Genomic DNA, 25,551 nt, shown 5'->3' with positions numbered 1-25,551 from the left:
TGCATATAGTGACGATTATGTAGAGTATCACCAAAATTAGATCTCACCACATTTCAATGATTATTCAGTGTCCTCACTTAAAATTTTTCTTGAAATAGCCAGATACTAATATAGCAATTGAATAGATACAAATCTGCATACAGTAACCTCTCGTTCTTCTCAAAATCGTATTATTTATAAAAACAAGCTCTCCTCCAAATCCCGAGAAGAGCCTATTCCCATCTTACCTCGTTTGCTTCCGAAGTTTCTGCATCATATCTTGCTCGACGCTACCGCCAAAACGAACCGCAATAATGTCTTCTTTTTTAATCCAGCAAGTGCCATCTGAGCGTCCTTCATCGGTGACTAGACTGACTTCCAAGCCTTCATAATCACTCCCAACGATAATCCCCGCAACCTGAGCCTCGTCTCCTAGGATTTCGATACCCGCAATTTTCTCGTTTTGATACACATGATCCACCGCAATTTCGAATTCGGGTTTATATCTTTTGCTATGTTGCCAATATAGGAATCAAGTCAGCACATCTCCAAATAAAACTCATTTCTTTATTTTACTCTGCTAACAATAAGTGAGCGTATTTCATAGCTATGTTTTTTTTGTATGCTTAAGGTAGGAAAGATATTGGGTAGAAATCTCGTGAATACTTTGAATATAATCAGGCATTTCAATCAATTCATCATATTCCTGAATGTAGGTAATGTATTCTATTGCAAGCGACGCAATGATTGCTGATTGTAAACGTATGTTTTTTATTTGAATATTTTGGACTTCTGCATACCTGACATATTCTTCTTGTAAAATATTTTTTATGCTTGTTTCAATGTCCATATCCTCAATACGTAGTTTCTTTAAAGTTTTTATATCTACGATAATTGTAGATATCGATTCGCGAAGTGAACTCCACAATACATCATAATCTTCGTTATTCTGGATTCCTTCGAGACGTTCTGCCACTCCGGCTTGGAACTTGCTTAAATGTTGATGAACAACTTTCTCAGCTAGGTCATACTTATCAAGATAATGGCTATAAAAAGTCCCTTTACTAATTAATGCCTTTTCAAGAATTAGCCTAACTGTTACTTTTTCAAAAGGCATCGTCTTTAAAAGCTCAAAGAAAGTATATTCAATATTTTTTTTCGTTTTAATTACTCTTAAGTCTTCTTTTTTAGGCATTTTTATTCCTTTCGTACAATATTATATTTTTATGAACTACATGTATAGTTATTATACCACATAGTATGATACTGTCCATTGTAATAATTCAAAAATCTTTATAATATAGAGATATTAAAAAAATTATATTTTATAAATGAGGAGGAAGAAACATGGAAGCTAACAAAATTAAAGGTGAAAGTAAATCAGTTGTACTGGATAATGGTGCTGAACTCACATATTGTGAATATGGCAAAGAGAATAAAGAGGTGCTGATTGCAGGTGCTTTTTATTTTCACACTCTAATGCCAGTAATTGAAGGACTTGCTAAAAGATATCATGTATATGGTGTTGTTATGCGTTTTGATGGTATTACCGATGAATTGAATCCAGATGGTACAACACACTGGGGTAGGCAATGGGGAAAAGATATTTACGACTTCTCTCAAAAATTAGGTATTACAAAATTTCATTATAATGGAAAATGTCATGGTACAGTGCCGGGCTGGTATCTTGTAAAAGAACATCCAGAAGTACTAGAAACCTTTTCTAGCTTCTATTTGGCACCTCATCTTCGCAAGCAAAACAGTAGAAAATGGTTTGATTTACTTGATGGAGAGGATCCTACTAAGATGATGGCTGTAGCAATGAGAAAACCTGAAGGTCTGAAAGCTAAAATGGAAGAAATGGCTGCACTCGGTGGCGGTGCTCCGAATCCGGCAATAGAAGAGTATGCCACATCACCTGAAAAAATATGGGCAACTCAGGAAGCGTGCAAAGAGGCACTTGAGAACATGTCCATTCCAGTAGGATATATGTTTGGTACAATCGATCCCCTATTTGAAGATTATTTCGATAGTAATATGTACGCAATGAGGAATACAAAAGGTAGTAGAGCGGTAATCTTAGGTGGTGAATGCCATCTGATGGAACTTGACTGCCCAGATAGGGTTGTAAATGAAGTGTTCATGTTTATTGATGAAAGTAAAAAAAGCTATTAGTATTCCACATAATTTGTAAAATGATGGTGTTGCAAAACTAAAAATTTGCAACACCACTTTTATTTCTAAAGAATTTTTTTGTTCATAACCTGGAATAGACTTTTTTGCTAAATATAGTATTTTTACTTTGTAAGCTTATTCTTAAGATCCCCATTTAGGATTCTTTCTCTAAGTTGCTTTACTCGTTCTTCTATTAAATCACGCGTAATACGGAAGTCTTCAATCGGACCACCACTTGGATCATCTAAACCCCAATCCTCTCGGTAAATGGCTGGCACATACGGACATTCGACTCCGCATCCCATAGTAATCAAAATATCAAGCTTTGGAGGAATATCTTTTAATAGTTTTGGATACTGATCTGATGTGTCAATCCCAACTTCACTCATAACTGCTACTGCTAACGGCTTTACTTCGGGATACTCTTCCGTACCCGCAGAGTAAATTTCGCTGATATCACTTAATAATTTATTACCCCATGCTTCCGCCATCTGTGACCGACACGAATTATGAATACAAATAAACGCAATTTTCATTATTTAAGCACCTCTTCATTATTTTAAATAGTAGGTGAACAATTATATACCTAGCATATTTATTTTTGTCTTCCACTAGATTAAAACTTAATTCACCCCTTGGTAATTCCTATTAGTGGCTCTATACCTTATTGTATACCTAATAAATCTTCTTTTACAACGATACGATTGGACTCGATTTTTTGAAGAAGCGCACTGTCATTATTTCGTAGAAAGTTTTGTAGTGACTGATTTAAAGTATGCACTTGTTTCGGTAGCTTGCAATTCATTATCCTTGTATATACTAGAAATAGCGCTGGTTCTCTCTCTTCATATACTATTGCTAAGCCTATAGGGAACTGTCACCACTTAGCATTTGCACATTCTGAGCGCACTATAAAAACAAGCTCTCCTCCAAATCCCGAGAAGAGCCTACTCCCATCTTACCTCGCTTGCTTCCGAAGTTTCTGCATCATATCTTGCTCGACGCTACCGCCAAAACGAACCGCAATAATGTCTTCTTTTTTAATCCAGCAAGTGCCATCTGGGCGTCCTTCATCGGTGACTAGACTGACTTCCAAGCCTTCATAATCACTCCCAACGATAATCCCCGCAACCTGAGCCTCGTCTCCTAGGATTTCGATACCTGCGATTTCCTCATTTTGATACACATGATCCACCGCAATTTCGAATAGCGAATGCTTTTTGTTTGGTGCTTTGTCAAAGAACGCTGGACTTCTCGGTTGGCCTAGCTGTTTCGCGAGTAATTCTGCGGTTTTCAGAAAAGCCGTGTCGATTTCGATGCGATACACCATTTCCAGCGGTAGCACGACAAACCCTTCCTCATAGCCATCCGCGCGCCTTGCACGGAACATGACGTCGCTTGCAGTGAGCGCTTCGATGTACCCCGCCTCGAAATAATCTGCTTCGCGAACGGTGTAGATAGCTACGAGTTTCTGCTCCTGTTGGCATTTTAGTAAACGTTCATACATGAATTTTGTGGACATTTTTTGTTCCTCCTTGAACATATTTGATACTATTTTCATCAAAACCTAATTAACTCTTACATGCCTCAACAAAACTCCTTATTTCATCAAACAGCAAAAATATTCCTTGATCTGTTTGTTCATAGACACAATGATTCCCACTGGACAAATCTACCCAAAGCCCATCTTCTTCAATGCAACCTATCATCCAAAAGAAGTCTGGCACTACAGTTCCATCTCCCACTATTCCAAACCTATTATCATGAATACTGAAGATAAAAACCTTTTTCCCATCGATTGTCCAATTTTCATTCTCTATTTCTTTCAGTTCAACTTTCAATCTTTCCGTATCTATTTCAACATTCCCTTCTATATTTGATGAAAAAGGAATAGAAAGAAAAACATAAAGACATATTTCAAATCCAGAATCCATCATCTGAAAATAAATTGGATAATCACGTTGTGTAAAAGTATCATCACTATTCACTTTTATAAACTCATCTTGAAATATAGCTGGTATATCTAAATTTTCCAATTTTGTCATTTCACCAAAGACTATAGCATCTGGGATTCCATTAATTATGCTCATTATATTTTTGGATATATTATCCTTAATTTCAACAACTCCATAAAAGAAAGTTACCCCATCTATTTCCTCTGCATATTCTTGAGATAAGCTACACTCCGTACTGTTAATAACATCTTTATTTTTCCTCCAAACCTTTTTATAATGATCTACACGTGTGGGGAATTCTATCTCTTCAACTATCAGAGCGAAGTAATTCATATCAGAATTCCCAGGTAAGATATCACTTAGTATTTCTATACAATACCTCTGATAGTTTTGTTGACCAATTTCCATTTCAATACCATTTATCGCCACACAATTCAGCTCTGGATTTAGTCCATTTTTCTTAAATTCAGTCCATACTTTACTCATAATTACCATGCCAACCTTCCAAAATAGTCATAATGACGACCATTTTTACCGTTAAAATGAGGCCCTCTATTTTGCGAAGGATCATCTTTATACCTATGTCCGCCAGAATGGTCTCTAATAACTCTCTTTCGCTTACCTTTTCCAAATGTATAGTCTCGTCCCGGTATTCCTTTACCCTGCCTGTTTTTTGCAGGTTTAACACTAGTTGGATGTTGCGACATAGGTATTCCAAATTTCCTTTTAGCGGCTCTGAAAGCGCCTCTTCTTCCCGCGCCTTTTGGTGTATAATTTTTGGGTTTGGCAAACCGATATAATTTTTTAGCTCCTCTAAGAGCTTTTTTTGCTAGTTTAAATTTACCCCCACCAAGAGCTCCTTTTGCTGCTGCTATTCCAGCTTTTTTCCAACTCTTTGTCTTCTTGTAAGCCTTATAGCCATCATATGCTGCAAATCCCGCATTAATCGCCAGCCATACCCAATGTCCATCTGGATCAATATGCATTACTGCGTTGTTGTTGGCATAATTGTAGCTATTCATCGTTAGTGGGTCATCTTCATCACCTGGGTCTGGGTCGACACTGATAAAGATGCCTTGTTCTGGTTCATAGTAGCGAGCCATCAAGTAATACATACCAATTTCTTTGTCGTACGTATAGCCAGCATAGCCGAATGGGTTTTGTTTGGCTTCGTTAGTTGTCTCAGTTGCTTGCAAGACGTTACCCCATGCATCGTAGCTGTATTCTGCCACTATGTCACCCGCTTCATTCGTCAGAGCAACCACATCACCATGCGCGTTGTAGTGATAAAAGACTGTTTTTGTACCAACTTTCATTGCCATTCGAACGTTACTATCGGAATAAACATATTGGCGTTGAACCGTTCCTGCACCGTCTGTTTCATACAGAACGTCAATACTATCACCATCATAGTAATACTTGATTGTTTGTCCATTGACTGTTTTTTCAATACGACGGTTATCGTCATCGTATTTGTATGTTGCGAATGGGCTTGACTCGCCTTTTTTCGTGATGGCTGTTAGTTTGTCTGCAGTGTCCCATGTGTACGTGTACTTACCATCGCTTAGACGATTGCCATTTGTATCGTAGCTTAGCTTGTCGCCATTCCATGTGGTTAACTGGTTCCCATCATTATAACTTGCATCGATGGTTTTTGTCTTGCTCGAATCGGTCACTTTTGTGCGGTTACCAAAACCATCATAGGTGTAGGTTTTGACAGTACCATCTGGCAGTGTTTCTTTGGTTAGCTGGTTGATCGCGTCATATTCGTAACTTGTCTTTCCGGCTTTTTTATTGTCAATGGCTGTTCGGTTACTTGCCGCGTCATACGTGTAGCTTTCTTCAAATACACTATCACCAAGTTTGTTACCGATTTGGATGTCGCGTACTTTTTGCGTGGCATCATAGGTGAAGCTCGTTCCAACGCCATTTCCGTTGATATACTGGCTGACATTCCCAAATTCATCATAATCTAGGTAATAGTTACGGGAGCCATCGTTGAATTTTGTATTTTGATCTAAGGCATTATAGTCATAGGTTGCTTTGTAATTGTGCGCACCATGCGAGACAACAACTTCATTGATTTTGTCGGTTTTTCCTTTGTTGTCTTTGCTTGGTTTGTCTTTGTATGTCCAGGAAACACTACCGCCACGTTCTGTTTGTTTTGTGATACGGTCGGCATCATCATAGGCTTTATCGCGTACCATGCCAGATAGTGCGTCAGTCACTTTCGTTTCATTGCCATTCGGGTCAAACTGGAAGCTGAAAGCCGTTTGACCATTCCATTTCACACCTGTCGCGCGGTCCGCGGAATCATAGATGCTTTCAATGGTGTCACCGTTTGGTTTTGTAACTTTTGTCTGGTTCGCATTGGCATCGTATTCGTAGCTGATTTTGCGACCTAGAGCGTCTGTGAATTGGGTGACTTTGTTGTCGCTATCGTATGCATAGCTATTTTGCTGTTCTTTGCCGTCTGCGGTTACGAATTTCTCGGTAGTATTGCTGTTGTCATCGTATTTATATGCCACAGCTGTTCCGTTCGCCAGTGTTGTTTTTGTCAATTGATTATCGACATTATATTCGAGCTTCTTCGTATTCCCTTTTTCATCGGTTTCGGTGAGTTTGTTGCCATAGACGTCATACGTGAAGGCGGATTTGCGATTTTCTTCGTCGTACGAAGCGACCACATAATTTCCATTCGCATCGTACGTATTCTCCGTCATCACTTCGCCATCGAGAATCCTTATGTCATCAAACCAAGCTTTCCCTGTCACGCCGTTTTGGAACATCGTCGACACGCGAATGGTTTGAATTGATTTCGCTGCTTTTACGACAACAGCACTTCGATTCCAGTCATTCGTTCCAAGCGGGAATTTCGCACGGACATATTCGTTAGTGCCATCTGTGTATTTCACATCGGCCCATAGCGCATAGTCATCGCTCATTTTGTTTGTACCGCTTGTTTTCGCATTCTCGGATTTAGACATCCCTGTAATCGTAACGGCTTTTGCTGTTGTTTGGTTCAGTGGTACCACTTGGCCGAGATAGGCATTGGCTTCTGCCGTCGTTTTACGCTCCTGTTGTACAGAGCTAGCCCCACTAAATCCTTCTTCATCCGTGACACGTAAGGCAGTTAACGCCGCATTTCCTGTGCGCGACCAACCTTCTGCCGTCAGTTCCGTGCTTTTCTCCATACTATTATTCACGACTGGATTGTAACTCGACGCGATACTGCCTTTTTCTAGTTGCACGTTGTCATACCAAATCGTAGCCTTGCCTTTCGATCCAGCCATCTGTTCACCAGTGAGATACAACAAGACTTTCCCTGTTTCTTTAGTCGTTGTGAACGTAACTTGGCGCTTCAACCAGCCACGGTTCCCTTGAATGGATGCCGCTCGGTTCGAGTGCCATGCCGTGCCATCTGTCACATCTTTCCCAGCGGCAGTTTGGGCACGTACCATTGGAAAGACATCGGAATTGCTCATATTCGCTGTTTTGATAGACGCACTTAATGTGTAGGTTGTGTCTGGCTCCACATCAATATATTGCGTCGCTGCGGTATACCCTTTCTCCGCATTGATACCTTCACTCGTGATTTTCAGCGCGCCACTTCCGCCTAAAATACCTGGTGCTTTTTCAGCGCTGTCAAAACTTAAACCGCCCGTCGCATTGCTTTGGATCATTTTCCAATTAGCGAGTGCCGTTCCACTTTCAAAACCACTGTTCAACACTAAATTCCCAGCAACGGATAGCTCACCACTTCCGCTTATCGGGTTTCCGTAAGCATCGTATTGCGTCACTGAAGACATGTTGGCCTCTGTTTGATTCGTCTCGGATACCGCATCCGCGCCACTGTATGCCGTTGTTGTTTCGCGATTCTCCGTATCTGTTGCGGAAATCACGTCATTATTCTCATTATACGTATAATTCTCCGTCCCATAAGGATCGGTTACCGACGTCACATTCCCGTCCGCGTCATACGTATACGTTTCTTCTTGCCCTTTTGGACTCACTTCTTTAATCAGATTATTCGCCTCATAGCTTGTCGTCGTGCTCAACTTCAAGCCATCCGCGTCCACAATCACTTTCTCAGGATTTCCCGCCTGATTGTAGGTATAAACCGTCTTCTTACCTTTCGCGTTCACCAGCGTCGCCTCACGCTTCTCAGGCGCATAGCTCAGCGTTGTCGCTTTACCAACTGGATCCGTCACCTTCACCAGTTTCTTATCCGCATATTCATACGCCGTCTTGTACGGCGTCGCTTCCGTATGCTTCGGATCATAAATCGCCGTCAACAAGCCGTCCGTATAGCCATAACGATACGCCTTCCCACGCGGTGTAGTCGATGCCGTCAATTGTTTCGCCGCATCATACGTAAACGTCACATCACGGTTCTCCGGTCCTGTCACCTTCGAAATCTGCGCACCGTTGTAAGCCACGCTCACCTTCCGACCAGACGCATCCGTCATCCCCGTCAACTTCCCACTCGCGTAGGTATACGTCAACAAATTCCCATTCGGATCCTTCTCACTCAAAAGTTGCCCCGTCGCATTAAACGCCACTTCCGATTTATCCTGCTCCACCATCAAAAAGCCCGTCGCCGTTTTCGTCAGTTCGCTATACACACCAGCAGGTGCCTCATACGTCGTGCCCGTTTTCATAAACAATTGCGTTTTATTATCGGATTCATACAACATCACATCGCCGTTCGCTTGTTCCACGACGCGTGTTTCCAGTGTACTCGTCCAACCTTTCCCGAACAAGCCGACTTGGTCATTTTGACTGTTAAACGTTCGGCTAATATTAATGCTCGGCCCGCGTCCTTCCAACTCAAAATCCGTCTCGCTGAACAAGAAATTCCCGTTCGTCGCATTGACTTCGCCGCCAATAACTGGAATCGATGTCCAATAATCCACCATTCCCTGCTGCGAACCAACAAGCGGAATCGTCGCTTTGTACGTCCCAGAAATCGTGCTGGCACCTTGTTGTCCTGTCTTCGTATATGCCTTCACTCGGAAAGCATAGTTTTTCAAATGCCCTAACGTTCCGCCAGAATTCGTATACACCGGCGAAGGATCTTGCGCTAACTCGGCGCCTTTTCCGTCCGTATGCAACGCCCAGCCACCAGCCGCAATTTCCGCTTGCGTTGGCCAAAGTCCCTTATGCTGCGTCGTCCACGATGTCTTATTCCCAACATCAAATTCGACATCCTTTTTCCCGTCGAACATCGTCACAATATAACCTTCTGCATTCGCAACAGGCGCCCAGTTCACTTGCACATAACCCGTATTCGTGCCGGCCAAGTTCGCGTACGCTTTCCCAGTCGGTGCTGCTGGCGTCTCAATCGGCATGTACACATCCGTAATATCCGACGTCGGGCTATCCCCACCTGGGAATGTCGCTAAAACCCGAACGATGTATTTTTGCTGATTCCGTAAGCCAAACGTACTGCCATATTGGAAGCCGTTCTCATAGAGTTCCCGTGGATCATTCGCAAATTCTGCACCCTTGCCATCTGTGTGAAAATCAAATTCACCTTCATCCAGCTCGGCTTGCGTCGGGAAAATCCCCTTGCCTTTCGTTGACCACGACGTCACATTGCCGACTGGGATTTGCTCATAATTATACCCATTCGCCATAATCACTTTATAACCCGTCGCACCTGGCACCGCGTTCCACGTCAAATCCATATAACCCGTGCCAGTTCCCGGTCCATTCGAATACGTTTTCGCAACCGCTTTTGCCGGTTTCGCATACGTATACGTCACTTCCAAATACGGTACATTGGTCCCCGTTTCCGTCGCCGTGAACTTTTTCCAAAAACCTTGCGTATTCGTCGTGTGCATCATGAAACCGTAGTTCACCCGCGTGCCCTGCGCCCATGCCTGCACCGTATCTTTCACGTTAAAACTGGCCCACTGCCCGCGTCCAACATTCGTCTCCGCAATGTTCGTCGCTGTCGGTTTCGTATTCCACGTCACCGCACCCGGCGTCCAGGCACTCTTCACCTCATCCAATTTCACCAAGTTCGGCGATGCTGGATAGTAATGCCATTTTGCATACGCTTTAAACGTCGCCGATTCAATCGAAGCTTTCGCTAGCGACGACACATCCGGCTTGATATACGCGTAATTAATCCCCGTCGTGCCGTCATATTGACCAACCGACATCGTATACTCGCCTTGACCTGCGTCCCACAACTTGCTTCCCGAATAATTCGCCGTCGGGTAAGCACTCGCAATATGCGCATCCGTCACCTTTTTCAGCTGCACACTCGGATCAATATAAACCGGATACACCCGATCCTCCGCCTTCAACCAGTCCGCATCCGCCACCACTTGCAACGAATAAACCGTACTCGTCAACGCCTCCAGCTTGAATTCCACCGCATCCGAACTCACCGCGATGCCCGATTTCTCATCGATTTTCGAGTCCGACATCACCGGCTTCGGCAATTCAAACACCACCGCGCCCTTGCGATTCGTAAAGCTGATCGAACCATCTTCCAATTGCTCCACTTTCAATTTCGTGTCCAATCGGAAATTATACGTATTAAATCCATTATATTCATTAACGACGATGTCTTCCTTCACAGACGTGTTAAAATGTAAATTTCGCAAATCCGTGTTCGGTAACACCTCTTTAAATCGCGCTTCATTGCCATCGACGCTAGCTTCCACGTCCGTCACAGCTGTTTTTTCGTTCTCACCTTCCGCAGATTCAAAACCAAACGTAATCGCTTCGTTTCCCTCTCCAAAAGTACTATATTTCCCATTTTCCATCTTCGGTAGGAATTGCGCTTGAATCTCCGTCCGTTCCGCCTCAATGACATCCTCATCCGTCGTCACCAAGTCATTGGAAACCCGCTCCCACTCGCCATCTTCCTTCACATTGACCGGTTCCGTAAAAATCTGTTTCGTGAAAGAACCATTCTGATTATCAAAAACAAGCTCATTCTCCGTGCGTTCCTCAACCACTTCCACTGGCTTCGCTTCCGCCGTCGTTTTCGGTGTCGGTGCCGCATCCCCCTTTGTTTCCTCCGCGCGTGGTTCAAATGCTGGTAATGTTGAAACAACCAACGCAAAAACCAACCACACTAATAACCCCTTTTTCAGCCACGTCTTCATGCAAAAACTCCTCCGCTTTTTGTATTTTTTCTTACCATCTCTTTTTTTGGTGAGCGTTTTCAACAAACTACAAAGTAACATAATTAACCTTGGAAAACAATGCTTTTTTCGTTTTTTTCTAATAAATTATTTTTTTCTTGTTTTTCTAACTATGAATTTACTCAATTCAGCTACATCCCGCATAAACCACTCCAAAATGGCATCCCCACCTTTCTTGACTTCTTTACCATTATACGAATATACGTTCGCTTTGTAAATACTAAAAGTCTCCCAACTTTGAAATAGATACTTTCGATACCGATGTAAATTTTATCACAAAAAATAATCAAAAAACCATTTCACTCCTAAACGCTCGTTTTTTGATCCTGAACGCCGAAAATCACCCTAAATATTAGATATTATCCCTTCACATGAAACAAGGTGTTCCCCGCATGAAACATATTCCAACTCACTGAAACATCAACCCATTTCCTCAAATCATATTTACATTCCAACCGAAACCGTTTACATTTAAATCATACAGAAAGCCTGCAACACCGCTTTCTAATCAAGCTCGATAATTTTTCGGAGGTGCATTATGCAACACAAAACGTTAAAACCATTCCCAAAAGATTTTCTTTGGGGCTCGGCGTCTGCGGCTTATCAGGTCGAAGGTGCTTGGGACACAGAGGGTAAAGGCCCGTCTGTCTGGGATGAATTTGTCCGCATTCCTGGCAAAACTTTTAAAGGAACGAACGGCGATGTGGCAGTCGATCACTATCACCGCTTTAAGGAAGACGTCGCGCTGATGGCTGAACAAGGTCTGAAAGCTTACCGCTTCTCGATCGCGTGGAGTCGTATTTTCCCGAAAGGCCATGGCGAAGCGAACGAAGCTGGTCTCGCGTTTTATGACGCACTGGTTGATGAACTCGTAGCAAACAACATTACGCCGGTCATCACGCTTTACCATTGGGATATCCCGCAAGCCATTCAAGACGAGTACGGTGGCTGGGAATCGCGTCGTATTATCCAAGATTTCACCGACTACGCCGAGGTTTGCTTCAAGCGCTACGGCGATCGCGTCAAATACTGGGTTACGTTGAACGAACAGAACGTTTTCATCTCGCACGGCTACAAATTGGCGCTACACCCGCCTGGCCTAACTGACGACAAACGGATGTTCCAAGCCAATCACATCGCCAATCTTTCCAACGCATCAGCCATCGCAAAATTCCGCGAACTAGGCATGGACGGCAAAATCGGTCCAAGTTTTGCCTACGGACCTAATTATGCGATCGACGGCAAGCCTGAAAACGCGCTAGCGGCTGATAACAGCGAGGAATTCAACGCGCACCTCTGGATGGACGTCTACACTTGGGGCGAATATCCGATCGCAGTTTGGAATTGGCTCGAAGAAAACGGCTTCGCACCAGACTTAGAACCAGGCGATACCGAACTTCTCAAAAAAGGAAAACCTGATTTCATGGGTGTCAATTACTACCGCACAATGACGAACGCGGCGAACCCGCTAGATGGCGTTGGCGTTGGTAAAATGAACACTACTGGTGAAAAAGGCTCCACACAAGAAAGCGGACTTCCTGGCGTTTACCGTCACGTGAATAATCCATATCTTGAAAAAACGAACTGGGATTGGGATATCGATCCGACCGGTCTTCGCGTTGGCCTTCGCCGTATCGCAAGTCGTTACCGTTTGCCGATACTTATTACTGAGAACGGGCTCGGCGAATATGATACATTAGAAGAAGGCAACGAAATCCATGACGAGTACCGCATCGACTACATTCGCGCCCATTCCATTGCGATTCAAGAAGCAATTACCGATGGCGTGGAAATGCTCGGCTACTGCACATGGTCATTCACAGATCTACTCAGCTGGCTAAACGGCTATCAAAAACGTTACGGCTTCGTTTACGTCGACCGTGATGAAAATGATGAAAAAGAGCTAGCACGCTATAAAAAAGACAGTTTCTACTGGTATAAAAAGACGATTGAAGAAAATGGGGCAAATTTGATTAAAGAGTAAAAGTTAGGGAGTCAAGTTTGCGAAACGTATCCCAAATGCGTTTTGCAAACTTGGTCTATCACAAACAAAAGAAAGCGTTAACAACCGCTTTTTCAAAAATGGAGGTTCATTTTATGAGTTTAATGACAAAGTTCGAACATGGTATGGAGAAAGCACTTGTACCCGTTGCCAACAAATTGAATTCACAGCGGCATATTGCTGCCATTCGTGACGCATTTATTTTAGTTTTCCCTTTAATCATGGCAGGGTCGATTATCCTTTTAATCAACTTCGCAGTGCTTAGTCCAGATGGTTTTATCGCTAAAATCCTATTTCTAGGTAAGATTTTCCCGAATCTCGCGGACGCTCAGGCTATTTTCGCACCAGTTCTGCAAGGTTCAACCAATATTATGGCCATACTTATCACTTTTTTAGTAGCACGAAATCTCGCTATCTTTTTCCAGCAGGATGATCTTTTATGCGGTTTAACAGCAATCGGCGCGTTTTTCATCATCTACACGCCTTACCTTGTTGTCGAAAACCAAGCGTACATGACTACCAAATTCCTAGGAGCGCAAGGCCTGTTCGTAGCACTAATCGTTGGTATTATTACTGGGGAAGTTTTCAGCCGTCTTGCACGCGCACCGAGACTGACCATCAAAATGCCAGCCCAAGTGCCGCCAGCCGTTTCTCGTTCTTTCAAAGTTTTGATTCCAGTTATTCTTGTGATGATTTTGTTCTCCGTTTTGAACTATCTAATCACTTTAATCGCTCCAGAAGGCTTGCATGACCTCGTTTATACGGTTATTCAATCGCCACTAAAAGACATGGGTACGAATATTTATTCTGTCCTATTACTCGGCTTTATTTCCAACTTACTATGGGTTCTCGGGATTCACGGTCCGAACACGATCGCTGCGATCCGCGATACCATTTTTACAGAGCCTAACTTGGCAAACTTGAACTATGTAGCACAGCACGGTTCCGCATGGGGCGCGCCTTATCCAACAACTTGGGCAGGTCTAAATGACGCTTTTGCGAACTATGGTGGTTCTGGAATGACGCTCGGCCTTCTGATTGCGATTTTCTTCGCTTCCAAACGTGCCGATCACCGCGATATCGCGAAACTATCGATTGCGCCGGGCTTGTTCAACATTAACGAACCAGTTATTTTCGGTCTTCCAATCGTGCTGAATCCGATCATGGTGATTCCGTTCATCTTTGTCCCAGCCATCAATACACTAATCGGTTACTTCTTCATTCACTTCAAAATTATTCCGCCAGTCGCGTATCAAGTGCCTTGGACAACACCGGGCCCACTGATTCCGTTCCTTGGTACCGGTGGAAATTGGCTCGCACTGCTCGTCGGACTACTCTGTTTGGCCGTCGCAACCATTTGTTACCTACCATTCGTGCTCGTATCCAATAAAGTAGCCGCGAGTGATGCACAAATGGACGCAAACGCAACTGAATCCGCAACAGCAACTGAAAAATAGGAGTTGACTAATTTGAAAAACCTGGCAGCATTTGATATCGGCGGAACAACCTTGAAGATGGGCGTTGTTTCGAGTGAAGGCGATATTCTCCAACACGAAAAAATGACAATCCCTGATTTTGACGGCGAACTGATATTAGCAGGGATTTCAGAGTATACGAAAAAACACGATGTGGCGGGCGTTGCAATCAGCGCGCCCGGCTACATCAATCCAAAAACCGGCTTTATCACGATGGGTGGCGCAATCCGTGCCTTCGATAACTTCCCCATTCGCGAATACTTAGAAGAAAAAACAGGCCTCCCCGTCACCGTTGAAAATGACGCCAATTGCGTGGCTTTATGTGAAAAATGGGTTGGCGGTGCGCAAGACTTAGATAACTTTTTATGTATGACAATCGGAACTGGCATCGGCGGTGGTATCTTCATTGATGGCAAGCTTTACAGCGGTTCCAGGTTCCGCGCTGGCGAATTCGGCTATCTATTTAGCGACCGACCTGGCAGCTACGAACCTGGTTCCTATACGATGAATCAAACGACAACTATGCTCGTTTTGCGTCGTCAATACGCGGCACATACAGGTAAAAGCCTAAACGAAGTCACAGGTGAAGAAATATTCGCAGCCTACGACGCACGCGAACCAATCGCCGAGAAGCTAATCCACGACTTCTACACAGGACTTTGCACCGGCCTATACAACCTGATTTATTGCTTCGATCCAAGTCACATTTTCATTGGCGGCGGCATCACAGACCGGCCAACGTTCCTAGACGAGCTCAAACACCACATGGCCTTCTTCGGCTTACGTGACACCGAACTCGAACTCGTCTCACATAAAAACCAAGCCGGCCTGCTCGGCGCAGTATATCATCACTTGTTGTTAACAGAAATCTAAAAATGCAACTCTATGATGTATGACAAAACCGCCCAACCCATACTTCCAGGTAGGACGAAGACTTTGCTTTACACAAATCGAGCGAAAGCGTTTGTATTCATGGGATTTGGTGGAAGCCGGAAGCGGAGCATACTAGTGTATGTGAGAACCGGAAGTCCGCCAAATCCCATGAATGCGAGCGCTTGTCGCCGATTTATTTGGATTATGCTCAAAACTATATTTGGTGCCTATTATATGTCTTCTTTGCCATCGCCTCCAGCAAAAACAAAACCGGAATCTGTGTCGTAATATTCGTCTCATGAATCATTTCCTGCGTTACAAAATATGGAATATTAACATCCGATAACCCGGCCAACGTATTTTTGCTAGAATTCGTAATGCTAATAATCTTACTCCCATACTGCTTCATGTTCTGCGCCTGCAAAATAACTTGCGGCGTCTCCCCAGAAACCGATAAAATTACCATCACCGCATTATCAAACTGCTGCGCCGCATTCGGGTAAAAAGGGTCCTTAATGTAGAAAGTCCGCTTCTGCAAATTCGAAAAAAAACGCGAGCCATATTCCGCAAGAATTCCCGACGTCCCAATCCCCACAAACACGACCAACTGCGCGTCATCAATAATGTCCACAGCCTTATCCAAGCTCACATCATAATCCCGTCGCAACGTCCGCTCAAAAAACTCCTCCAACACCTCAATCGTGTCCGCCGTCTTCGTCCTGACCTTCTCCTTCGACGCCTGTTTCAACTGCACCTTAAACTCCGAAAACCCATCATAACCAAGTTTCCTCGTAAAACGAACAATCGAAGCCGCCGACACATGCGTCTCATCCGCCAACTCCCGAACACGCATGTACATTACTTTATCCGGATTATCCATTATGTATCTGTATAAATGCAACTCTGTCTCAGTAAATTTGCTCACTATCTCATAAGGAAACATTCGCTATACGCCCTTTCTAATAAAGGTTTCACGAATTTATTATGTCATATTCCCCACCGAAAAGCTACCCGATCACAATATTTCCCGGGAAATAATCAAAAAATGCGCAACCTCCGAAATCGAAAGTCACGCATCGCTCACTATTTAATTGACTCTACCCGACGGCTCCACAACCTCCGCCTTAATCTCACTTTCAAACTCACGCTTCGTCTTCACATCACTCACATTTAGATTCACCTCAACAACTTTCAAACCAGTCATTTTAGCAATCGCCGCCTCAATTTTAACTACCGTTTCCTCAAAAATAGCAGGGATACTCTTGCCATATTCGACAGTAGCAACAAGATCAATCGCCACCTGCTTCTCGCCAACTTCGACGTTAATACCTTTCGTAATGTCGCCCTTAGCTTTGAATTTATCCGTCAAGCCACTAATAAAACCGCCCTCTAAAGCCAGAATACCATCCACCTCATTTGCAGCGATACCAGTGATTTTTTTAATGACTTGATCATCAAAAGTTAGTGAATTTTTGCGTACTTCAACCTCATTCGTTTTAATAGCTTCTACCATTTCAATCATCCTCTCCTATTTCGTTAAAAATTTCAACCAATCATTAATATCCAACTGACCGTCTTTCCATTTGCCAATCAGAAAACCAATCCCAGTAATAAGTACTATTAACAACGTATATCCGAAACCAATCGTCATAAACAAAATAGCGATAACGAGTCCTACAATGACACCAATTATACGCCATTTGTACGGTTGCAAAAGCTCTGGTAAATTCATTGTATCCCTCCTAAATCACACGCGCATGACTACTTTTAGCCTCACGCTTATTTGTTTTATGAATCTTGATATCCGCCTCAACCAGCTCAATCTCTAACATATCTTTCAACTTCTCTTCAATCTTACTCTGCAACTCAGCCCCATTTGTCTGAAGCCTCGACGTTTGAATAGCGTCTCCCATCACAAAGACCTTCACTGCCTTTTTACGATTAAATAATTTCGCAGACACCACAGGATTTCGCAACATATTCTCCTCCACGACAACATACATCACCGTCGATTCAATCGTTTTGCTCGTGATCTCTATATCACCATATTTCGTTGGCAACACAATCGACCGCTCTCTCGTTTTCGTCAAAAGTCCGATGAAAAAGAACATGAAGAAAATAACAAACATAAGAATACCAACAAATATCGCGACATTAGAAAACCACATTTTCTCCTGATATTCCGTCACAACATCCGAAAATACACCTAATTGATAAGCCATTCCCGCAAAAACAGCACTTCCGACCATCCCAACCAGACCAACAATGACAAAAAGTACCTTCGCTAGACCATTCATCGTAAACCTCCCTTCTGTTTTGTAAACTAAGTATGAAATAGTAACCGATTTCACCCCACAAATTAAAATAAGAGTACACCGTCCAGAACATAGAATTTCTATGATTTTCCTAACAATAATACCCCAGTATAATTTTATATAGTAGAAACCAGTCTATTTGACTATATCCTTAAACCTTACATCCGAAACATAATTACAAAATATTCCGCAGCTCCATCGCACGCACTAACTTTCCATAATAATCATTTTCCTCCAACGTAAACTGGCGCGTCCCCAACACCTCATTCACAATCTCAACTCCTGCATCGCGCAACTTAAATCCCTCCACACGAAGCCCATCCGATTCCCCTTTGAAAAATGACCGAAACTCCTGCAAATCCGCCGTCACCATGCCGCCAACCTCTTCCTCCTGTAACCTGAAATCCGCCAAATTCCCCGCAAACTTATACAAAAACACATGGCAAAACTCCCGATCCACAAATCCCGGCGAAACATAGCTCGTGGCAATCACACCAAGCGATACCAGCTCATCAAAAGCCACATCGACACCAAGCTCCTCCTTCACCTCACGAACCCCATCCAAAACCGTCTCGTCCTCCGTCAAATGCCCCGCCGCCGTAATATCATATAGTCCCGCAAAATCCTTTTTCTGCTCACTTCGGAATTGAATAAAAATCCTCGTCAAGTCCTCCGACACAAACCAACAATGAAACGTCTCGTGCCACAGCCCCTTATGATGCACATCATCCCGACTCGCCGTCCCAATTTGCTGATGCTCCAAATTAAATATCTTCAGTTTTTCTACCATTATAATCATCCTTTCTATACAAAAGATGCTGTTCCTAATTAAGAAACAGCATCATTATCATTTATAAATTCGGTATATTTTTCTTTCTCTTCAAGTAGAAACGTAATGCCAATAGCGCTACACCAACAATCACAGTCGGGTATGGATCTAACGCAATATTCCATTTCGCCGGAACAACCACCTGCACAACCGTCATAATCGTCATCCACACAAGAATAACAACCATCGCAATCGCGAGATACTTCCACGTTCCACCTTTTTCACCTTGACGCATAGCACCCGCATATTTCCGCAGTACCATCATCGCACCACCACCGACAAGGAATGTCACGAATAGCACAGCCAATCCAAGTGTTTGCCCTTGGAAAATCGCGCTCACACCACTGATCAACATCATCGCTCCAAGTACGAGCAATCCGCCATCCAGCGCAATCCACCATTTCCCAGCTACTTCACCAGTTGGCGCTGCTTTCACAGTCAACGCTTTCACATATTCCGTAGGCGTCACGTCGAATAATTTCCGAGCCGTCACACCTTGTTTTTGATTCTCAAGCACCTTTTCCGCCATTTCATAAATCAAATTCGCTTGCTGCTCCTCACCATATTGCCCCGTTTCGCGAAGATGCTTCTCCACTTCCTGAACATATTGCAAGTTACGCTTCGTCAAATTCGCCTTCATCTCGCCAATCTCAGGCTTCACTGTTTCTGCTTCTGTTGTCACCGATAAAATCCTCCCTCAAACATACTACCTCTATTATAACCCAATATACTTCCCAGTAGAAATATATTTATGAAAAATTACAAACGTTTCCCATAAGTAAATCGAATTCCCACAATCACAGAAGCCATCATGCTCACACCAAATATCGCCAAAAACCCAACGAAACCAGCCGTTCCAGACAGTTTCACAAAATCCTGAACCATATTCGCCACGAACATCCCAATCAATATCGCTGCAATCCCAATTCCCCATGCCCGCATTTTTGGGAAAACAAATAATCTCCCATTCGTCTCAAGTGACTCGCGCTCTGCGACAACACTCGCAAAAACCAGTGCTCCAACCAATAATCCCACTTGCAAAATGAGCGGTCCATAAGCTGGCCGAATGAATCCCAACGGCTCCAAAATCCGACAAAAATCGCTCCAATACGACAAATCACCCGAGGCACCTTTTTGTATGAACGTCTCGATATGCCTAACAAACGCCAAAATAGTACCCGGCAACAACACCAATCCCGCCGTCGCAAGAATACCACCAAGCGGAGAACCAATCACATAACCCACAACAATCGGTAGCAAGAATAACAATAAATATGCCAACCAACTCCCCAGCACGTCCATAATTAATTTTTGGTGGTGAAAATCAACGAACTCTGCTGGAACTCGGGACATAAAGTACCACACACCCAACCCCAAACTTACAAAATAACTCACCGTGATGACCGCAAAACCAAGCAGCACCTTCACGCCAAGAATCGCTTTCTTAGAATAAGGCATCACCGCTGTGAAATGATTCCCGCGCGTATATCGCTCCAAAATCACCGAACATATCCCCAGAATCACGGCCAGCACAAGCGTCAATGTAAACGGTACACTCACCGTAAAACTAAAGAAAAAATATGTATACTGATCCACTTTGTTCGACAACTTCGTCTCATACGCCAAGTAGCGCACCGTCAAATCATCCCGAATCTCCTGTTTCGTCATCGCAAAATCCGGATCAAGCTCCTGCTCCACCTGAAAATCCTCCGACTTATAATGAGCCTGACTCTTATTCCAAGCATCCGACTCATTCACCAAACCAACAAAAAAAGCTAACAAAAACACGAGAAAAACAAGTGGAACAACCCACCTGATTCCCCGCCATTCCTTGTACCACAGTCCCTTTTGCCACATAAAAACCCTCCTATCTCCGAACCCACGCATTCCTATAAAGTACCATATAGCATATAACCAAACACCCAATAAACGATCCGATACTTATAATGAACAAACTTGTTAGCGTTGGACCCTCCGCTGCCCCTCCACCAATCCAAAAATTAGTAATCAAAATCGCCCCACCGAACGATACTAAAATCGCACTTGGAATTCGCAAATACGAGAACGCCAAAACCTTTCCATTATTCTCAATCGAATATCGCTTATAGAAAAATACCGAACCAACTCCAAACAAAACAAGCAAAATCATCTGCCAAATAAACGGCCCATACTCAAACTCACTATTTCCAAAAATAAGAAATACATTCGTGTAGGACGTCCAATTAGAAAATTTATCGGCACTAATATCTGGATGCAATAGTTGCATGAAAGTCCACCAAACCACATAAACATACCGCGGCATAATCGTGATAATAAGCAGTGCAATAACAGTCGACAATAGTTCTCCCATAATTGTTCCAACAAAAATAGTTACCACAAAGAGCAATAAAAAAGCTCCCAAATTACCAAGCAGTCCTAAGTATACCTTTTGCATATCTAAATCTATAAATTCGCTTGGAATCACATCAAATAACCGCATCAATCCCAACCATAAACTAACCCCGTAAGCGACAGTAATCACAAGAAAACCAAGCAATAGTTTCGTTCCAATCATACTACTACGCTTGAACGGTGCCGCCAACGCGAAGTGATCCTTCCTCGTGTAACGTTCCCAGCCAACCATCGCCAGCCCTAAAATAACAACCAAAATACTTAGCGCAAAGTAAGATTGAGACATCGTGTACTGTGTTGAAAATATATCACCCGGAAACCCCGTCGTCAAATAACTAAACGTTAGCGTTGTTTTCACATCATCAGGAGACATTTTTGCATCTCCAGCCGCCTCTTGTTCTTTTTGAAAACCATTCGACTGATAATAATCAGATCTCTCTTGCCAAGTATCCGCATCCGAGTAAAGTCCACCAGTTTGCGCATAAAGAAACAACAACATCAAAATGACCGCAATCCACCGTACACCGCGCCACTCCTTCAACCATATGTGCTTATTAAACAATGCTCCTCACCCCTCACATCTCGTAGTAATCGACCTTATCATCCGCCAATCGAATTGTAAAAACGTCCTCAATTGTAATCGCCATTTCCTGATATAGAATCGGTTCCTCCATCTTGATCTTACTAACGAAATCATCCGTATTTTCAGTCACCAATAAGGTATAAATCCGCCCATTCCGCTGCAAAAGCTCTGATTCTTCCTTCACAAACACCGGCACATGCTTCGATTTAAAAGCCACTTGAAGCTTCAACGCCGTATCACGCAACGACTCCAAATAATAATCCAGCTCTAGCGTCGTCCCCTTCAAAACCAACACCCGATCCGCCACCCGCTCCAGCTCATCCAAGCGATGCGAGGCAATCAACACACTCGTTTTCCGATCAGCAACCGTCTCCAAAATGAACTGCAACAACTGCTTCTTCACAATCACATCGAGCCCATCCATCGGCTCATCCAGCAACAAATAACGCACATCCAAAGAAAAAGCCAAAATCATGAAAAATAACGCCTTGCGCCCCTTCGAAAAAGACATGACCTTCGCTTTTTTCGGCAATTCAAAGCGTTCCATTAACGTATCAAAAAACGCCTCATCAAAGGTGGCATAGACATTTTTATAAATTTTCACAACTGCTTTCACACTATACGAATTAAAATAGTTCATATTATCTTCTAAAAAGAAAATATTCTTCTTCAGCGCTGGATTCTTGCGTAAGTCATAGCCATCAATAGCTACGTGCCCTGCATCCGCCAAATACATCCCCGCGATAATCGAGAACAGCGTCGTCTTCCCAACGCCGTTCCGTCCAATCAGCGCAGTAATCTCACCCGATTTCAGTTCAAAGGAGATGTCCTCTAACACCAAATTTCCCTCAATACGCTTCGTGACACCGTCGATAATCATCTATTCTCCCCCTCCAAACTTCTATAATGTTGCTTCACAAAATTTTGAAGCTCCTGTTCCTCAATCCGTAAATAATTCGCTTCCAAAACTAATTCCTCTAAATTCCGTCTAAATAAAGCAAGCGCCTCTTCGTTCGGCCTATTATCACTAGCATACGCTACATACGAGCCTTTTCCAAGCTTGGTCTCTATAATCCCCAGTCGCTCTAACTCCTTGTATGCCTTACCCACCGTATTTGGATTTACTAAAATATGCGTCGACATTTCACGAACGCTCATCAATTTTTCGCCTGGCTGTAAGACTCCGCTGATACAGTAACCTTTAATTAAGGCTACAATTTGCTCATAAATCGGAACATGGCTTTGAGAATCTAACATATACATCCCCATCACTCTCCTCATGTGTCCCATTATAACTAGTACACTCCAAAAAGTAAAGAGTTTTATTACAAATGTTTCAAAAATATTTCTTGTATGTTTCATCACGAAATGTTGGTAATCTAAAACCATTTTCTATACTATTGACCATAATTATTGTAAGATAAACCTATTGAACAAAATGGACTACAAGAAGGTGAAATCGTGTTATATAAAAATGACAATCTGTTTCCAATACTAGAACAACACGCCGATTTGAAAAAGAGGCTATTTAATGGAAACTTTGGACTTGAAAAAGAAAATGTGCGAGTAGATGAAAACGGAAATTTATCACTTACACCACACCCCGCCATATTTGGCCTAAAAGAAGAAAACCCCTATATCAAAACCGATTTTTCAGAAAGTCAAATCGAGATGATTACACCCGTCAGCGGCTCTGTGGACGAAGTATATACATCTATGGAAAACCTGCAAAATATCGTATCAGACCGGATTCGTGACGAATATTTATGGCCAAGTAGCAACCCGCCAATCCTTCCAGCAGAACAAGATATCCCAATAGCTGTTTATCAAGACCCGAATTCAGCGAGCAGACTCTACCGTGAGCATCTAGCCCGCGAATACGGCAAGAAAATTCAACTTTTCTCAGGTATTCACTATAATTTCTCGTTCTCCGATGATTTTTTAGAACGACTACACACAAGCATGGGCGGCGAAAAAACTCTACAAGACTTCAAAAACCAGATTTACCTCAAAGTCGCCAAATATTTCATGCAAAATCGCTGGTTCCTACTCTATCTTACAGGAGCAAGCCCTGTTTATCTGCCAAATTTTCTGAATAAAACTCCCGACAACGAAGTTTCACGTGAAACATCTGACCTTGCGCTTAACAACGGTATCTCTCTACGCAACAGTCACGCCGGGTATAAAAACAAATGCTCCCTCCACGTCGACTACGACAGCTTTGATGGTTATATCTCAAGCATCGAGTCGTGGATTAATCAAGGTAAAATCGACAGTATGCGTGAACTCTACAACCCCATTCGGTTGAAAAACGCCCATACCGATCAATCACTCGCAGGCCTTGCCAAAGCCGGTGTCGAATACATCGAGATCCGCTCGTTGGACCTAAACCCATTCGACCCAAACGGCATCACGAAAGAAACGCTGCATTTTATCCAGCTACTCCTAGTTACAGGACTGTTAACCGAAAGTACCGCTTTTGACAAAATACAGCAAGAACAATCCGACCAAAACGAAGAGCGAATCGCTAGCAACGGCTTAACTAAGCCAGATATATACGTTAACGGCACAGAAATCCCATTCGACCAAGCAGTTGAAAAACTCCTAACCGAAATGGAGCACGTCGCAAAACTAACCGATACAACCGATTTCCAAAGTATCATTGAAGCACAGCGCGAAATAAGTAAACATCCAGAGAAAACGATCGCGTCACAAATCACAACAACATCCGAATCATTCGTATCCTTCAACCTTGAAAAAGCAAAAACCTACCTACAAAAAAGCTTGCAGAACGCATACAAGCTCATAGGTTACGAAGATATGGAACTCTCAACCCAAATCGTTTTGAAGTCCGCGGTAACAAAAGGATTATCCATTGAACTCCTAGATCGCGAAGAAAACTTCATTCGTCTCGAAAAAAGAAATCAAGTCGAATATATTAAACAAGCAACAAAAACCGCACGCGACAGCTACATTAGCGCTCTCATCATGGAAAATAAAGTCGTCACGAAACAAATTCTAGCCGAACATAACATTGAAGTCCCACAAGGTCAGAATTTTTCAGACATTGAGATTGCGCGTGCGAGCTTCGAACTATTCGCTGATAAACCAATCGTCATCAAGCCGAAGTCAACCAATTTTGGCATCGGAATTAGCATTTTCAAAGACGGATTCACCCAAGAAAACTACGAAGAAGCCCTAAAAATCGCTTTTAGCTACGATTCATCCGTCATCATCGAGACCTATATTCCTGGTGATGAATACCGCTTCCTAGTTATCGACGGTAAAATCGCGGGTATCCTAAAACGCGTCCCAGCCAATATCACTGGCGACGGTATTCGTACTATTGCCGAACTCATCGATGAAAAGAATCTAGATCCATTGCGCGGCACCGATCATCTCAAGCCTTTAGAAATAATCCAAAAAGGGCCAGAAGAAACGCTCATGCTCTCGATGCAAGGATTTAGCATGTCGGACGTTCCCGATGAAGGCCAAATCGTGTATCTACGCGAAAACTCCAATATAAGTACTGGCGGTGACAGCATTGACGTTACTGACCTGATTCACCCGTACTATCAAGAGTTAGCGATCAAATGCGCCAAAGCCGTTGACGCCAACCTTTGCGGTGTTGATATCATTGTTTCACGTGAAACAATCGCAAACGGCCCCTATGCTGTGATTGAGCTCAACTTCAACCCAGCAATACAAATCCACTCGTTCCCCTACCAAGGAGAGAATCGGCGGATTGGCGATATCATTTTAGATTTTCTATTTAAAGAAACAATATAATATATGCATGCCTCATATC

General features: G+C 43.1%; 21 protein-coding genes. 5 read left to right on the top strand and 16 right to left on the bottom strand.

Features of this window, described 5'->3' with window-relative positions; genetic code table 11:
• Positions 1-223: 223 nt before the first annotated feature.
• On the bottom strand, positions 224-451 hold the full coding sequence (locus tag HPK16_RS08405; RefSeq protein ID WP_181676624.1) for a hypothetical protein: 228 nt from the start codon (positions 449-451) through the stop codon (positions 224-226).
• A 135-nt stretch (positions 452-586) separates the two neighbouring features.
• Positions 587-1,174 carry a TetR/AcrR family transcriptional regulator gene (locus HPK16_RS08400; protein WP_181676532.1) on the bottom strand — a complete coding sequence of 196 codons (588 nt, stop codon included), beginning with the start codon at positions 1,172-1,174 and terminating at the stop codon, positions 587-589.
• A 152-nt stretch (positions 1,175-1,326) separates the two neighbouring features.
• On the opposite strand from HPK16_RS08400, the gene HPK16_RS08395 reads away from it, so the two are divergent.
• Positions 1,327-2,154 carry an alpha/beta fold hydrolase gene (locus tag HPK16_RS08395; protein ID WP_036060544.1) on the top strand — a complete coding sequence of 276 codons (828 nt, stop codon included), beginning with the start codon at positions 1,327-1,329 and terminating at the stop codon, positions 2,152-2,154.
• 122 nt (positions 2,155-2,276) lie between these two features.
• Here HPK16_RS08395 and HPK16_RS08390 read toward each other — a convergent pair whose 3' ends face one another.
• From HPK16_RS08390 to HPK16_RS08375, 4 genes are all read right to left on the bottom strand, one after another.
• Positions 2,277-2,690, bottom strand: a complete 414-nt coding sequence (locus HPK16_RS08390; RefSeq protein ID WP_036060540.1) for an arsenate reductase ArsC — start codon at positions 2,688-2,690, stop codon at positions 2,277-2,279.
• Positions 2,691-3,112: 422 nt separating this feature from the next.
• On the bottom strand, positions 3,113-3,676 hold the full coding sequence (locus HPK16_RS08385; RefSeq protein ID WP_181676531.1) for a hypothetical protein: 564 nt from the start codon (positions 3,674-3,676) through the stop codon (positions 3,113-3,115).
• A 49-nt stretch (positions 3,677-3,725) separates the two neighbouring features.
• Entirely contained in the window at positions 3,726-4,595 is an 870-nt protein-coding gene (locus HPK16_RS08380; protein WP_181676530.1) for a hypothetical protein, read from the bottom strand.
• 2 nt (positions 4,596-4,597) lie between these two features.
• Entirely contained in the window at positions 4,598-11,236 is a 6,639-nt protein-coding gene (locus HPK16_RS08375) for a DNRLRE domain-containing protein (RefSeq protein WP_181676529.1), read from the bottom strand.
• 577 nt (positions 11,237-11,813) lie between these two features.
• On the opposite strand from HPK16_RS08375, the gene HPK16_RS08370 reads away from it, so the two are divergent.
• From HPK16_RS08370 to HPK16_RS08360, 3 genes are all read left to right on the top strand, one after another.
• Complete coding sequence (locus tag HPK16_RS08370) at positions 11,814-13,259, top strand: glycoside hydrolase family 1 protein (protein ID WP_181676528.1); 1,446 nt, start codon at positions 11,814-11,816, stop codon at positions 13,257-13,259.
• A 113-nt stretch (positions 13,260-13,372) separates the two neighbouring features.
• A complete protein-coding gene (locus HPK16_RS08365; protein ID WP_181676527.1) occupies positions 13,373-14,734 on the top strand; it encodes a PTS sugar transporter subunit IIC in 1,362 nt (453 codons plus the stop codon).
• Positions 14,735-14,746: 12 nt separating this feature from the next.
• A complete protein-coding gene (locus HPK16_RS08360) occupies positions 14,747-15,625 on the top strand; it encodes an ROK family protein (RefSeq protein WP_281368034.1) in 879 nt (292 codons plus the stop codon).
• Positions 15,626-15,839: 214 nt separating this feature from the next.
• Here the strand turns inward: HPK16_RS08360 and HPK16_RS08355 are convergent, their stop codons facing one another.
• The 10 genes from HPK16_RS08355 to HPK16_RS08310 all read right to left on the bottom strand — a co-directional run bounded on the left by HPK16_RS08355 (position 15,840) and on the right by HPK16_RS08310 (position 23,006).
• Complete coding sequence (locus HPK16_RS08355) at positions 15,840-16,568, bottom strand: MurR/RpiR family transcriptional regulator (protein WP_181676525.1); 729 nt, start codon at positions 16,566-16,568, stop codon at positions 15,840-15,842.
• 144 nt (positions 16,569-16,712) lie between these two features.
• On the bottom strand, positions 16,713-17,138 hold the full coding sequence (locus tag HPK16_RS08350) for an Asp23/Gls24 family envelope stress response protein (protein WP_246369352.1): 426 nt from the start codon (positions 17,136-17,138) through the stop codon (positions 16,713-16,715).
• A 15-nt stretch (positions 17,139-17,153) separates the two neighbouring features.
• Positions 17,154-17,357 (bottom strand): DUF2273 domain-containing protein, encoded by a 204-nt coding sequence (locus HPK16_RS08345; protein WP_181676523.1) that lies wholly within the window; start codon positions 17,355-17,357, stop codon positions 17,154-17,156.
• A 10-nt stretch (positions 17,358-17,367) separates the two neighbouring features.
• Positions 17,368-17,922: an alkaline shock response membrane anchor protein AmaP gene (amaP, locus tag HPK16_RS08340; protein WP_181676522.1), complete on the bottom strand. Its 555-nt coding sequence runs from the start codon at positions 17,920-17,922 to the stop codon at positions 17,368-17,370.
• A 193-nt stretch (positions 17,923-18,115) separates the two neighbouring features.
• On the bottom strand, positions 18,116-18,730 hold the full coding sequence (locus HPK16_RS08335) for an NUDIX hydrolase (RefSeq protein WP_181676521.1): 615 nt from the start codon (positions 18,728-18,730) through the stop codon (positions 18,116-18,118).
• 61 nt (positions 18,731-18,791) lie between these two features.
• The gene (locus HPK16_RS08330) at positions 18,792-19,451 is read right to left on the bottom strand and encodes a DUF1129 family protein (RefSeq protein ID WP_181676520.1); all 660 of its coding nucleotides are present in this window, start codon (positions 19,449-19,451) and stop codon (positions 18,792-18,794) included.
• 77 nt (positions 19,452-19,528) lie between these two features.
• Entirely contained in the window at positions 19,529-20,626 is a 1,098-nt protein-coding gene (locus HPK16_RS08325; RefSeq protein ID WP_181676519.1) for a hypothetical protein, read from the bottom strand.
• Positions 20,627-20,636: 10 nt separating this feature from the next.
• Positions 20,637-21,722 (bottom strand): hypothetical protein, encoded by a 1,086-nt coding sequence (locus tag HPK16_RS08320; protein WP_181676518.1) that lies wholly within the window; start codon positions 21,720-21,722, stop codon positions 20,637-20,639.
• A gap of 13 nt (positions 21,723-21,735) precedes the next feature.
• Positions 21,736-22,623 carry an ATP-binding cassette domain-containing protein gene (locus HPK16_RS08315; protein ID WP_181676517.1) on the bottom strand — a complete coding sequence of 296 codons (888 nt, stop codon included), beginning with the start codon at positions 22,621-22,623 and terminating at the stop codon, positions 21,736-21,738.
• Positions 22,620-23,006, bottom strand: coding sequence for a GntR family transcriptional regulator (locus tag HPK16_RS08310; RefSeq protein ID WP_181676516.1), 387 nt, complete (start codon positions 23,004-23,006; stop codon positions 22,620-22,622). Before HPK16_RS08310 ends, HPK16_RS08315 begins: the two co-directional genes overlap by 4 nt.
• A gap of 198 nt (positions 23,007-23,204) precedes the next feature.
• Here HPK16_RS08310 and gshAB point away from each other — a divergent pair, with 198 nt between their 5' ends.
• Positions 23,205-25,532 carry a bifunctional glutamate--cysteine ligase GshA/glutathione synthetase GshB gene (gene gshAB / locus HPK16_RS08305; RefSeq protein WP_181676515.1) on the top strand — a complete coding sequence of 776 codons (2,328 nt, stop codon included), beginning with the start codon at positions 23,205-23,207 and terminating at the stop codon, positions 25,530-25,532.
• The last annotated feature ends 19 nt before the right edge of the window (positions 25,533-25,551 follow it).

The organism is Paenilisteria rustica (genome assembly GCF_013820765.1).
GTDB classification, from domain to species: domain Bacteria; phylum Bacillota; class Bacilli; order Lactobacillales; family Listeriaceae; genus Listeria_A; species Listeria_A rustica.
This window is presented reverse-complemented; position numbering and strand designations above follow the sequence as displayed.